Genomic DNA, 12824 nt, shown 5'->3' on the forward strand with positions numbered 1-12824 from the left:
CATTCAGCCTCATGAAGCAGTGGCGCGGACTCGCGACACGCTACGACAAACTCGCGGTCACGTACCGTGCAGGGGTCGTGATCGCAGCGATCCTGACCTGGCTACGTATATAGGAGACACGCCCTAGCGACTTCCTCACGAATTTCATCTGCGTGTTCCTCACTTGCTTCTTCAACCTCAGAAGCGGTCAGCTCGGGCAGTTCATGCGCGGTGTAATCCAGATCCGGGAGCCTCAACGGGCTGGGCATCGGTGCAGTAGGCACAATCGCTTTGACCTTCAAGAAGCTGTCGAGCAACTGAGGGTCGAGTTTGATCTTGGGGAAGTTCTTTGCGAACTGTGATACCCAGGAAGAGGTATCGTAGGCCGCGAGCACTGGACGAAAGTCAATCTGCGGGATATCGATCTGCGACATGATTTTCGCAGTATCGACGCCGGGTGCAAATCTGCTCGTATCGATTGGGGGGAGGTGTTTACTGAAGTCGAAGCCCGGCATAAGCTTCGATAGGTCAGGCTTCGGCATTGAATCGATGATCGGCTTAAGAATATCGCGCGCTACCCCTTCAAGAGGTTTCATCATCTCCGCAGCAACTTGGTTCGCCTTGTCATACAGCGGGTGTTCTGGGTCTTTAGCGATCTTACGCAGTTCCCCCAGCCGCATGGACCACAGTTCATCTAACTCAGGGTCACCCGTGAGCTTACGGTGCTGCGCCTCGCCGTCGAGGGTCTCCTCACCTGTCTCTTCTGGTTCACTGTCGCGCTGCTCGTCGCCCACGGGTTCGTCGATCATGTGCCGCTTTCTGTCATCCGGGCATTGTTGTGTTCGAAGAGCAGCGCGAGACGTTCATCATTGGAGCGAAGTAGCGATGCGGCACCGAATGCTTTGTCAACGGCGCGGTCGAGCGCGGTGTGTGCATCGAGTAAGTTCGCGGGCATGGCCGCGGGGTCGTAGAGGTCTGCGAGCGTCGCATCACGGTAGGATTCGCGGGCTTCGAATATCTGGTCGATCCGGTCGGTGAGCTGCTGCCGGGCACGCTCGTCGAACTCGGGCCAGGGGATCGGGAAGTAGGCAAGCCCCGGCGCCAGAGAGTAGCGAGATTCGAGGCGTCCGGCGAAGGTTTCGACCCAAGCCATGAACATGGAGGATTGCAAGAGTGCGGCGTGCCAGGGTTTCGCGTCGGGAAAAATAATGAGCTTGTTGCCCGCGATCACGTCGCTGTCGAAAAAGGTGCCGGGTATCCATCGCCGGTTCTCTGACGAGACCTCGGGCAGCGCGAAATACGGGCCTTTGGGCTGCCGGTTCTGCGTGAAGAGTGCAGGCTTCGCCGCATATTCCTGCACCGATGCGGTAGGCGATTTCAGACGCGCTTCGGCTACTTGATCGAGACGGTTCTTGATGAACGGGTGACGCAGGTGCTGGGGCTGTGCGTCGCCGAGCCACAGGCACCAACGCCGGGGTGATCCCTGCAGCATGTCGCGGGCCTGCACGAACTGCCTCACGTAGGGGGCAACCTCGGGAATCTGCACGGCTTCGCACATCTGTGCTTCATCGAGCAGCAGGTGACCGCCGTCGGTTGGTTGCGACCCCTTGTGCGCATTCGGCATTCCCTCAACAAGCGGCTTGCTGAGCTTCACGGGCACATTGTTCGGACCGTCGAAGAGGTAGAAGTTCAGTCGTTCGGGTACCGTCTCGATAGGCTGCCCGGTGATGCTGGGGTAGCTGAACAATCGTCTGCGCTTGTTCGGGCGCTTCGCGCTTGAGAACCCGACGATCACGCAGTGCACGGCTGCCGCGCCGGGCGCTTCGCTTGTCCATTTGAAGGTGCGGTGCCCGAAGTCTACTTCGCAACCGAGACGTTCGAGAAGCGGCACCATCGTACGGGCTTGCTCGCCCTGCGTGATCGAGTTCGTAGACACGAACGCCACACGAGACAGTGGCCGCTTCGCAATTAGGTCGGCGGCTTTTGCGTACCAGCACGCCACGTAATCGAGTCTGCCGGTGCGCAGCCCTTTCGCCTCGTTGATGGGGGTGAACACTTGCCGGTTGTCGGCCTGCTGTACCTTGTTCATCCACGACATGCCGATGAACGGCGGGTTGCCCATAACGATGGTGGAATCTGAAGCGGGCACTACCTCGTTCCAGTCCATCCGCAGCGCGTTGCCGACATGGATTACTGAGATGGTGTCGAGCGGCAGCGTATCGGGAGCCTTGCCGAGCGCGAGCTCCATCTGCATATTGGCCTGGTGGTCGACGAGTCGCAGCGCTGTCGCGGCGATCCGAGCGGGCCATTCTTCGACTTCGATCCCGGCCATGTGCTCGAGCTTCACGGCAAGGTCATCGCGTTCGAAGAACAACGGAATCTGCGAGGTATCACCGAGTTCTTGCAAGCGCAGCAAGATGCGAAGTTCGAGGGCGCGAAGGTCGCGGTAGGCGACCACGAGGAAGTTGCCACAACCGCACGCAGGGTCGAGCAACCGCAAATTTGCAAGCTCGGCACGAAGTTTCTTGAGCATCTTCGTGTCGTGCTGCGCTGCGGTGAATCGCTCGGTCAGTTCGTCGAAGAATAGTGGGTCGATGGTCTTTCGAATGTTGGTTTCGGTGGTGTAGTGCTCTCCCAGTTCCCTCCGCGCCTGGGGGCTTTTCACGGCTTGGAAGAGCGAGCCGAAGATTGCGGGGCTGATGCTCGACCAGTTGAACGCGCACGCGGCAAGCATCTTGTCGCGCATCACTCGGTCGAAGGACGGGATCGACAGAGGCTCTGAGAAGATACCGCCGTTGACGTAGGGGAATCTCGCGAGCAGTTCGTCAAGAGTTGAAGCGCGGCGCTCTCGCGGCTGGTTCATCACCTGAAACAGCATTGTGAGTTGTGCACCGAGGTCTGTGCCGTCACTCGTGGTGCGCATCTCGATGAACTCGGTGAATAGGTCGCGCTCCCAGATGCCGGAGTCATCGGCGTAGAGCGAGAAGAGCACGCGCACGAGGAAGATCGAAGCCTCATGATCGTCGTACCCTGAACCTTCAAGAGATTCGTAGAGTTCGGCCATGATCTTGGCCGCTTTGATTGACGCCGCTTCTTGTTCGCCTGATCCGAACGTACGTGTCTCATACCCGGCGAGAAACGCCAGCGATTCGGTGTGCTTGGGGAGTTCGTCAAGCGAGAACTCGACCGTGTCGGCTCCCTTGGGCGCGAGCAGGTCGAGCAAGCGGAACCGCTTGAAATCGCTGGTGAGCACGTAGCGCGGCTGTTCGGTATCGGGCAGGTCATCAACATAATCAAGAGCCTGGATCTCCGCGAGTCCGAGGTTCTTGCCTGCGCTCTTCATCTCGATCAGCAGCAGACCGGGAACCAGGGCGTCGATGTAGCCTTGCCCGCCGGTCGATGTACGCTGCGCCCGCTTCTCGTACAGGGCTGCACGGGTCTCGGTGATGCCAAATGCCGCGAGCAGGTCACGCACGAAGCTCTGCGCCTCTTGCCTCTCGTCACCAGAGCTGTCTCTCCACTCGATCGCGAACTCGGCGCACCGGGAACGAAGTTCGTTCAACGAGAGGGGTTTAGTCATGCCCTCATTATCTCGGAGACCTCAGACACTCTGCTTAGTCGATGACGCCTTCATCGAACTCTGGCCCTTCTTCATACATGTGCCATTTCCCTTCTACTTGCAGCGGTTTGGCACGCCATCGCTGAAGCGTTGTGAGTCCCACGCCGGTGACGTTCTTGATCTCTTGATGCGTTACAGAACGCTCCTGTAATGCTTCATCGATAAGTGTGCGCTGCAGCTTTTCGAGTTGATGGAGTGATTCTGAAATTTGTTCTAGCGCGCGTCGGATGTAGGCACCTGGTGCTTCTTGATACAGAACTTCCGGCAACTCGACCGCCGCAGAAATAGGGGGTTGCGCTTTCGGCAAGTCAGCCTGCACGGCGCCAAATGCGCCGCCTTTGATCGTCTTCCATCGCTCTTCCATGAGCCCAGAATACCCGAACTACATCCACACAAATGCGCGAACAACCCACTCGGTTTGACATCGCACCCGAACAGGCCATATAGTCGACCCAACAGCCCACTTGGGTTGTGTAACCAACCGAAAGGATTGCCATGTTGGCAGTGGATCTCGTCAGGGAAAGAGTCGGCGCATTGAATGCCGCGCCGAAGATGAAGACCGACCGTGAAACCGGTGTCGAAGTCCAGGCCGTTGACCGCGAGACCGGTATCGCACAGTGGACGGTTCAGGCACTTCACAGCCCCAAGGAGGGCAAGGCAACGCTCCTGAACGTGACTGTCACTTCGGAGTTTGAGCCGGAGATTCAGCCGATGGTCACCGGCTTCGCCTCGCTCGAAGTCGACATGTACACGATCAAGGAGAACGGCGTCATCAAGGGCGCGGGTCTTTGGTTCCGCGGAGAACTCGACACCCAAGGAGTGGATCAGTGAGCGCGGCACAGAACAGCGATTGGCAGAAGCTTGCCGCGAGCTGGAAGGCCGAAGCAGAGCAGGTCTACACCCTGAACAAGGACATCGTGGCCCTGTTGAACGAAGGGCGCGCAGACCTGCAGGCCCTGGCACAAGCGATGGAACAGGGGGCCCTCGGAAATGACCCCACGGTACTCGCGGGTGTGGCTTCGATGTTCAGCTCACTGCACGGGGAACTCGATCAGGTGTGTTCACAGTACCGGAACGCAGTCCGGCACGACTGGCTCGAAGGCCAGACGCTCACCCCCACGCAATTCGGTCGGTGGGCACGCGCCGCGACCTGCTCCGCGTGGCTGCTGGATCTGATCAACGCGATCGAGTCGCGCATTCCAGCGCATCGGGCTGAGCCTCGGCCATTCCCTGGGAAGCTCGACCTTCGCTGATGCCCTCCACCGATGAGGCTTTGGTGCGTATCCTGCTCGGCCTGATGACCACCAGAGAGTTGGAAGCCCTCAAGGCCGACATCACGGCCCGACGGTCTTCCCAGACTGAAAACCAATAGCGGCCGAACCAGGACGAGAGGCCGAGAGGCTGCACCAGCCTACCGCTGAGGATCCCTGCAGTCTCCTCGGCCTCTCCTCTGCTTCCATGCGGAACGCACCCCGAAACCCACCACGACCGCGCCGATGGAAACGCACACTTTCGGAAGGTGATCTCAGTATGAATAGCGCTGCGGAACGACCTCGCTACATGACCCCCGATGATGTTGCCGACTTGATCCCCGGTATGAGCCGGGGGCTACTCGCCAAGCTTCGTTTTCAGGGTGACGGGCCGAAGTTTCTGAAGCCCACTCCGCGCACGGTGCTCTACCGCGAACGTGATGTTGTCGCATGGATCGAGGCATCAGAACAAACTTCCACAGCAGACAGACGCTAGACAAGAAGGATTCCCGGCCATGGGCAGCGTCCACTCCTACACCACTGCGAAAGGCGAGAAGCGCTACCGCATCGCCTACCGTCGACCGGACAACAAGCAGACCAACGAACGCGGCTTCAAACGCAAGCGGGATGCCGAGCTACGGCTTGCCGAGGTCGAGATCTCGAAGATCCGTGGCGAATTCGTGAATCATAGAGACGGCAATGTCACGCTTGACATGCTCGGTAGTGACTGGCTGAACACCAAGAAGGCGGTGGTGAAGCCGTCGAGTTTCCTCTCCTTCTCGACGGCTTGGAAAGTTCACGTTCAGCCGAAGTGGGGCGCTCGGAAGGTCGCCAGCATACGGCACAGTGAGGTTCAAGCGTGGGTCTCCGAGCTCACTACGGCGAAGTCGGCGACCGTGGTTCTACGTGCTCACGGCATCCTCGCATCGATCCTCGACGCAGCAGTACGGGATCAGCGCATCGTCAAGAACGTAGCCCGTGGCATCTCGCTTCCAAAGAAGAAGGCGAAGGGTAAGCCGTACCTGACACATGCCCAGGTCGAGCAGTTAGCAGCGGTTGCGTCAAAACCGACGATCGTGCGGTTCCTCGCATACACAGGGCTGCGCTGGGGCGAAATGGCGGGGTTGCACGTGGAACACGTGGACACCAAGAAGCGGCGCGTGAACATCAGGCAAAACGCCGTGACAGTAGGCAGCAAGATCGAGGTCGGCACGCCGAAAACACATGAAGCTCGCACGGTTCCCTACCCTGCATTCCTCGACGAGGAAATTGCCGCACTCATCAAGGGCAAGGGCGCGCGAAACATACTCTTCGGTGATGGAGAGCACTACATGCCCCTTCCCCGCACCAAATCGGGATGGTTCAGCCGTGCCGTCGAGCGCTGCATTGCCGCCGACACGGAGCGAGCCGACAAAGCTGTGAAGCGCGGCGAGGTTCCTCCGCCGATCGTGCCGCGAGTCACCCCGCACGATCTGCGACATACGGCTGCATCGCTCGCGATCAGTGCTGGTGCGAACGTGAAGGCCGTGCAGCGGATGCTCGGACACGCCTCGGCCGCGATGACACTCGACACATACGCTGATCTGTTCGATGACGACCTCGACGACGTGGCTGCCGCCCTGGATCGCGCTCGAAGCAATGTTGTCAATCCGTTGTCAGGAGCAGACGATGAAAAATGAAGAAGCCCCCAACTTCGTTGATATTTCGCGGAAGTTGAGGGCTTCTAGGTGGTGGATCCTGGGAGAATCGAACTCCCGACATCCTGCTTGCAAACCGGGTGGTTGGCACCTGTCACCCCACTTCGTGGTGAGGTGTCGGCATAATGCCGATCTGCCACAACTGCGACCGCTTCATCAGGTCGCACGGCATCGCACGGCATCGCGCCATGCACCGTGATCGCAAGGAGCGGGTAACCATCACGCTCGCGAACGGGACGTGGGTCTGGGACTACACCGAGCGGTCGGGCGAGGATGACGAGTGAGCGCGTTGTGCTCCCCTGATCAGGCATTCCGGCGCGCCGCGAACGGGCACGCGGGAGACGCGCCAACCGCTTTCGAGCGCGCTCAGGCGCGTTGGCAGCCTGCCGAGATGGAAACCAACCTCATTGCCGAGTTCGGCGTCTATCAGCGCTCCCAGTCCATCGCAGAGACCACGATCCGCAACCGTGCATGGCTGCTGCACGGGTTCCGCAAGCACTCGGGAAAGCCCCTCATACAGGCCGGTCTGCCCGAGCTACGCGCGTACCTCGCGCGGGAGGGCGTGAAGCCCGGAACGCGCCGCACCGAGCGCGGCGCACTCCAAGCGTTCTATCGCTGGTTGCTCGAAGACGGCTACATCACCGAGGATCCCACGGTGAAACTCAAACCCGTGCGCGTGCCGCGCGCGACCGCGCGACCGTTCAAGCGCTGGCAGATCGAGGCCATGCTCGCGAGCGGGGCCTACTACCGAACGCGCGTCATGATCCTGATGGGGCACCTCCAGGGCCTCCGCGTCTCGCAGATCGCGCGCGTGCGCGGCGACGACGTAGACCGCGAAGCGATGATGCTGCGCACGGTCACCAAGGGCGGCAAGGTACGGCACGTACCCCTACACCCGCTCATCGCGGAGATCTCCCACCAAATGCCCGCGATAGGCTGGTGGTTCCCCGCTCGCGACGGCAGCGACAACCCGATTCAAGGGGCTAGCGTCACCGACCTCATCACCAAGGCGAAGCGGCGCGCCGGGATCACAGACCCGACACTGACCCCGCACTCGCTGCGGCACGCCTACGGCTGCGAGCTATCCGACGCAGAGGTCGATATTCGCGTGATCCAAGAGCTGCTACTGCACGAGCAGCTATCAACCACACAGCTCTATACGCGCGTCTCCGAGCGTCGCAAGCAGGCCGCTATCGCGCAACTCCAGCCGGTCGCGGTGCCGCTGCGGTCGGGGCGGCGGGCCGCGTAGCGTTGTAGGAACCCCTGCGCGATGCCGGCAGCCGGCGGCAGGGGTTCCTACAAAATCACTCTGCGGCGTGATCGCCGCGAGGATGCTCGGCGGGTTCGTGCGGGTGGTGCGTGTTGCCGGCCGCGAGACCGCCGACGCCGAGATAGCCGGCGCCCGTCGCGATCATGGCGGGATCCGCGTGGATCATGCCCCAGACGATCAGTACGGCGCCAATCAGGGCGGTCAGCAGGTAGACGAAGATACGGGCCTGGCTCCAGGTCATGGGGTTTCCTTTCGGGGGCGGGATGGGAACAGGTCGTCGAGGTAGTCGGGGGGATCCACGGGCGTGCCGCCGAGGCGATACACCTGGTCGATGAGGGCGCGCACGTAGCCCCAGAGCACGCGCTCGCGCACCTCAGCGGCGTCGAGCTCGGCGCGTGCTTCTGCGAGCTGTCGGCCGTGGCGGGCCTGCGTTGCGGTGAGGTACGCGAGGAGGGGTCCGACGATGCCGACCACGAGGGCGATCAGGGCGGCGTCTGGCATCAGCGGCACTCCCCCGGCCTGCCGTGGCAGCGATAGCCGGCCTGAGCCTTCGGGCAGACTCCGGCGCGGTGCCGGATCCAGCCCCACCACGTGAAGTGGGGAGGGCGCCGGCTCATCGGAGGTAGCCGTTCACGATCGCGATTTCTGCGGGGTACATGCAGTCGCCGGGCTTATCCGTGATGAAGCGCCGCAAGAGCTTCACGTGGTCGGGGTGCTGTACGTGCTTGATCCCGGCGCCGGGGCCGGCGTCGAAGTAGACCTTGTCGGTAGTGCTCCTCCCGCCGTCGAGGGTTTCTTTCAGGTTGAGCAGGCGGTACGGCATGGCCGGTCCTTTCTGTGGTGTCGCGGTGAGATAGGGGACGGGGTTGACGAACTGCCCGCCGGGTAGCAGCAATTCGAAATGAAGGTGGTCGCCAGTTGCGGCGCCGGTGCGGCCTACGTACCCGATGACCTGGCCGGCGCGTACCTCGTCGCCGAGGCGCACGGCGTAGCTCGAGAGATGTGCGTACCTGGTGGATAGGTTCGCGGCGCCGATCTGGAGCATGTTCCCGCCGGCCGGAGAGCCGTCGCGCATGGTGTCCCACCAGACTTTGTTGACGCGGCCGGCGTGCGCGGCGTAGACCGGTGTGCCGGCTGGTGCGGCCCAGTCCTGCCCGGTGTGGAGCTGGGGGCCGACGACGCCCGGGATAGCAGCGCGCCATCCGAATGCATCGGTGCGCTTGCCAGTCGGGCAGGGGTGAACGAGAGCGATAGACATGCGGGCCTCCTAGGCGGCTTGGTAGTTGGTCGCGAAGCGCAGGACGCGGTTTGCGGCGAGACTGCCGATGCTCCATACGCGTATCCACCCGTTGGTTTGGATCTGGGCGGTATGGAAGCCTGGACTACCGCCCTGGGTGACGGCGCCGGGGCGCTCGACAGTGGACTCCGGCCGCCAGCCGACAGGGAGCTGCACAAGGTCGCCGCCGTTCGGGAAATCGGTGTTGGTCGAGCGGCCGATGTCGACCTCGCCCGTAACGAATCCCTCGTAGTTGCGGAACAGCTTGAAGCCGGCGCCCACGCTCGCGGCATTGGAGGTGATCAGATCCGCCGGCGGGAGGGCGACACTCGCGCCCGCGACGGGATACCATCCGGCCGTGGCCTTGCCATGTGGGTTGCTGGCGCTCTTCGCTGCCCAGTACCTCTCGATGCTGTCGGTGTCGGTTCGGATCGCGAGCGGGCCGCGCGCCTGTAGCGCGAGCTGCGCGGCCGTCGTCGTCGGGGTGCCGAAGTACGAGTTTCGCGCTGCCGCCGTGGGGCAGACGCGAATGTCGGGGTTCGATGTGCCGGGAATGCTCGCCGCGATGAGCGCCGACTCGACCGACAGCGCCAGCGCCTCGGTATGGGCTGGAAAGTCTTTCGGCTTGTCGGCTCCCTCCGGGTACTTGATGTTGAAGCGGGGCGTGGATTTCATGATGCTCCTTGAGTAATCAGCGACCAGTCGTTGTAGGTGATATCGGGCGACCACGAGTCATAGGTCGCCGTCGTGTTCGTGACGAGCTGCGCGTATGTCAGGTCGCTCGGCGCGCTGTTCACGGTGGGCGCGAACTTGAGCTGATGGCGCCAGCCCTGGCGGTAGGTGAGTGTGCCGCCGATGATCTGGCCGTAGTTCTCAATGCCGATCTCTGCGAGCGCCGGCGCGGCGGTGACGATCACCGGCCGGTCCTGGAGCCGGTAGGGGCCGGCGTAGAGCAGTGCGTCGGCGATCGTCTGCCCGACAGCGGCGCCGGATCGCTCCCAGTCGAAAATGACCTCGGGGAGCGAGGGCCGGCGGTTCAGCTTCGCGATCATCGCGGCCGTGGCATCGAGGTGCTGCTCGACGGTCTGGTTGGTGTTGTAGTCGTACCGGAATATCTGCCCGGTCGATATCGTCTCGCTGCCGTTATGCATGTAGATGCGGCGGCGATAGGCCTTCACGTCTGCGGCAGCCGGCACGGCGCGCTCTACAGATTCCAGACTCATGGAGGGGATCTTGGTGCCGGTCTGGTATCCGGCGTTATCCCACCAGTAGATCTCATCTACGATGTGCGTGACTTCGTACTCAACCTTGCCGATGTCTGCGATGGCGTCGGTCGATAGCTCGAGTCCGTCGTCCGAGGGGAGTTCAAGGTGGTCGGCGTGTATGAGCATCGCTGATGACCCGGCGAGGGGCGCGAGCGCGAGCAGACCGGCTGAGTAGACCAGGCGCACGCCAGGCGATGCTGTCGTTGGGGTGGCCGGGTATATCGTGTCGTTTTCGTGGCGGTAGCAGGGCTCGGCTAGCACGGTTGTGCCGGCAACCTCTCGGAGTAGCTGCCAGGCGTTCGCACGGTCGGTATGCACTCGATAGCCGTAGGTCGGTACGCTGCCGACATTCAGGTTCCACACACCAGAAATGCGGCCGGCGGCGATCAGTTCGTCAATGACGGAGTGGTACATTGCTGCCGCACCCCAGTAGGTGGTGCCGTTGCGCTTGTACGATCCGAAGAACGGGAACTGCGAGCGCGAGCGGAGGCACGAATTCCAGGCGTTGAGTACTCGCTTATCCAGATCCGTCGAGCCGGCCGAAACAGGCAGGGGCGCGGGAGTCGGAATGAACGCACGGATCGGGGCGGTTGGGTCGTGCGCTGTGACTGTAACAAGCCAGTAGCGCACGTTCTCCTGGCGCTCCTCGTCCCACAGGTAGAGTTCCTTCCATCGGGTCGAGGTGATGCGGCCGCGGTAGAGGGTGCCGAGGTCGGTGGCGACAGTGACCGGCATTCCCTGCATGTAGCTCGCGAGCATCGTCCCGCCTGTGCGGTAGATCATCTCCAGCTTCAGTACCGCCGGCGGCACCTCTTCATAGAGCGAGTCGCGACCCCAGACGATCGTTACGCCGTCGAGGATTGTCTCGCCGGCGGCGATCGACCATCCGGGGTCAACCGCCTGGTCGTTGATCGTGATTACTGGTTCGTGGGCTGCCACCTGGCACCTCCAGCTCGCACGGTGCCAGACGCGGCGCCGAGGTCGGACAGGATCTTTCGGATCTGACGGCCGACCGCCTCGGCGTCTAGGGCGCCGGTCACGGTCACGTCGTACTGGTTGATCACCTGCGGCGAGCCGGCGGCGCCGAGGGCCGGCGCGGTGAGCGCGGCGGGCAGCGCCGGCGGCGCGTTGAATGCTCGCAGGGCGAACGTCTGCGCGAGCTGCGGGCCGGTATCGCCGGCGAGCACGTAAGCCGATGCGGAGCCGCGATCGAGGCCCCAGTCGACGTTGGAGAGTCCGTCGGTCATACCGAAGAACTGGCCTAACCAGTTGATCGCGTCAATGATCCAGTTGATAAGATCCTCGATCCAGCCGACCATGCTCGCGAGCGCATCGGCCCAGATGACCTTGACTTCCTCCCAGTTGGTGCCGATGAGGATGATGAAGCCGATGAGGGCGGCGATCGCGATGATGATCAGTCCGATTGGGTTCGCCGACATCGCCGCGTTCCAGATGACCTGTGCGGCTGCGGCGACCTCGGCCGCGGTGCGGTAGGCCTTGACGCCGAGCACGAGGGCGGCGAGCACGGCCACGAAGCCGCCGACGATGAGCACGAGCGGGACAAGGATCTCGCTGTTCTGCGAGAAGCCCTCGGCGAGGCCGGCAAGCAGGTTCGCGCCCTCGGCGACGAGCGGGAGCAGCGCCGTACCGAGGTCGGCGGCGGCGTCCTTCCAGAGCGCCGCCGCGACCTGAGACGACACGGCCGCGGTGTCCATCTCAGAGGCGAACTGACCGTGCGCGTGTCCGGTCTGCTCGGCGAGCAGTGCGAGCGTGGCGTGCGCCTCGGCCGTGGTCTTCGCCTGACCCTCCAGACCGTCTAGTCCCATCTCGGCGACTTTCGCGTCGACGGCAGCCTGCTTGATCGTGACGCCGTAGCGTTCGATCGGGTCCCGCTCGCCGCGCATCAGCGCCGACAAGGCTGACACGGCCTCGGAGGTCGACCCGTTGAACACGGCCGCGAGGTCTGCGCCCATGGTGATCAGCTCGTCAGTCTGGCCTACGAGGTCGGCCTCGTCGATGCCCAGGTTCTTCATCTGAGCGCCGAGGACGGCGGCGAGCTGCTGGTACTCAGACTGGGCGAGGCCGACGCGGCGGGCGGCGCCGTCTGCGAGCTGTCCGATTTCCTCGGCGTGCTGGCCGAACACGGCAGCCATGGCACCGCCGGACTGCTGGAGGTCGGACGCGGCGGAGACGGCGCCGGCGCCGGCGGCGGTGATCGCGGCGAGCGTGACGCCCGCCGCGACCGAGGCAGTGTTGAGCGATGACTCGAACTCGCGTGCCGCCTGTTCCGTGCTCTTAAAGCCGGCGGCGGCGTCCTTCCCGTCCGAGATGATCCGAACCGAGAGGATCGCGGTTTTACTTGCCATGGCTCTTCCTTGCTTCGTTCATCTCTTCCAGGACGGCGGCGACAGTGGCGACAGTGGCGTCGTCGGCGTCGAGCAGCCAGGGGGCCGGCTGACCGGCAGCGA

Annotated in this window: 14 protein-coding genes; 5 read left to right on the forward strand and 9 right to left on the reverse strand. The window is 62.8% G+C overall.

Annotated features, from left to right (window positions below; translation table 11 throughout):
* Positions 1 to 101: 101 nt before the first annotated feature.
* The 3 genes from J4H91_RS11235 to J4H91_RS11245 are packed head-to-tail and all read right to left on the reverse strand — an operon-like array spanning position 102 to position 3962.
* A complete protein-coding gene (locus J4H91_RS11235) occupies positions 102 to 788 on the reverse strand; it encodes a hypothetical protein (RefSeq protein ID WP_208046356.1) in 687 nt (228 codons plus the stop codon).
* On the reverse strand, positions 785 to 3559 hold the full coding sequence (locus J4H91_RS11240; protein ID WP_208046357.1) for a class I SAM-dependent DNA methyltransferase: 2775 nt from the start codon (positions 3557 to 3559) through the stop codon (positions 785 to 787). Before J4H91_RS11240 ends, J4H91_RS11235 begins: the two co-directional genes overlap by 4 nt.
* Before the next feature lie 34 nt (positions 3560 to 3593).
* A complete protein-coding gene (locus J4H91_RS11245) occupies positions 3594 to 3962 on the reverse strand; it encodes a hypothetical protein (protein ID WP_208046358.1) in 369 nt (122 codons plus the stop codon).
* A gap of 131 nt (positions 3963 to 4093) precedes the next feature.
* Between J4H91_RS11245 and J4H91_RS11250 the strand changes: the two genes are divergently transcribed.
* From J4H91_RS11250 to J4H91_RS11270, 5 genes are all read left to right on the forward strand, one after another.
* Entirely contained in the window at positions 4094 to 4429 is a 336-nt protein-coding gene (locus J4H91_RS11250) for a hypothetical protein (RefSeq protein WP_208046359.1), read from the forward strand.
* On the forward strand, positions 4426 to 4851 hold the full coding sequence (locus J4H91_RS11255; RefSeq protein ID WP_208046360.1) for a hypothetical protein: 426 nt from the start codon (positions 4426 to 4428) through the stop codon (positions 4849 to 4851). Before J4H91_RS11250 ends, J4H91_RS11255 begins: the two co-directional genes overlap by 4 nt.
* A 512-nt stretch (positions 4852 to 5363) precedes the next feature.
* The gene (locus J4H91_RS11260; protein ID WP_208046361.1) at positions 5364 to 6527 is read left to right on the forward strand and encodes a tyrosine-type recombinase/integrase; all 1164 of its coding nucleotides are present in this window, start codon (positions 5364 to 5366) and stop codon (positions 6525 to 6527) included.
* A 143-nt stretch (positions 6528 to 6670) separates the two neighbouring features.
* Positions 6671 to 6829: a hypothetical protein gene (locus J4H91_RS11265; RefSeq protein WP_208046362.1), complete on the forward strand. Its 159-nt coding sequence runs from the start codon at positions 6671 to 6673 to the stop codon at positions 6827 to 6829.
* 107 nt (positions 6830 to 6936) lie between these two features.
* A complete protein-coding gene (locus J4H91_RS11270; RefSeq protein WP_208046363.1) occupies positions 6937 to 7794 on the forward strand; it encodes a tyrosine-type recombinase/integrase in 858 nt (285 codons plus the stop codon).
* A gap of 55 nt (positions 7795 to 7849) precedes the next feature.
* Here J4H91_RS11270 and J4H91_RS11275 read toward each other — a convergent pair whose 3' ends face one another.
* From J4H91_RS11275 to J4H91_RS11300, 6 genes are all read right to left on the reverse strand, one after another.
* The gene (locus tag J4H91_RS11275; RefSeq protein WP_208046364.1) at positions 7850 to 8056 is read right to left on the reverse strand and encodes a hypothetical protein; all 207 of its coding nucleotides are present in this window, start codon (positions 8054 to 8056) and stop codon (positions 7850 to 7852) included.
* Positions 8053 to 8316 (reverse strand): hypothetical protein, encoded by a 264-nt coding sequence (locus J4H91_RS11280; RefSeq protein WP_208046365.1) that lies wholly within the window; start codon positions 8314 to 8316, stop codon positions 8053 to 8055. The genes J4H91_RS11275 and J4H91_RS11280 overlap by 4 nt, the downstream gene beginning before the upstream one ends.
* Before the next feature lie 112 nt (positions 8317 to 8428).
* On the reverse strand, positions 8429 to 9073 hold the full coding sequence (locus tag J4H91_RS11285) for a M23 family metallopeptidase (protein WP_208046366.1): 645 nt from the start codon (positions 9071 to 9073) through the stop codon (positions 8429 to 8431).
* A 9-nt stretch (positions 9074 to 9082) separates the two neighbouring features.
* Positions 9083 to 9766, reverse strand: coding sequence for a hypothetical protein (locus J4H91_RS11290; RefSeq protein ID WP_208046367.1), 684 nt, complete (start codon positions 9764 to 9766; stop codon positions 9083 to 9085).
* Positions 9763 to 11295: a hypothetical protein gene (locus J4H91_RS11295; protein WP_208046368.1), complete on the reverse strand. Its 1533-nt coding sequence runs from the start codon at positions 11293 to 11295 to the stop codon at positions 9763 to 9765. Before J4H91_RS11295 ends, J4H91_RS11290 begins: the two co-directional genes overlap by 4 nt.
* Positions 11274 to 12722 (reverse strand): phage tail tape measure protein, encoded by a 1449-nt coding sequence (locus tag J4H91_RS11300; protein ID WP_208046369.1) that lies wholly within the window; start codon positions 12720 to 12722, stop codon positions 11274 to 11276. Before J4H91_RS11300 ends, J4H91_RS11295 begins: the two co-directional genes overlap by 22 nt.
* Positions 12723 to 12824 lie beyond the last annotated feature (102 nt).

The organism is Leucobacter ruminantium (assembly GCF_017565705.1).
GTDB lineage: Bacteria > Actinomycetota > Actinomycetes > Actinomycetales > Microbacteriaceae > Leucobacter > Leucobacter ruminantium.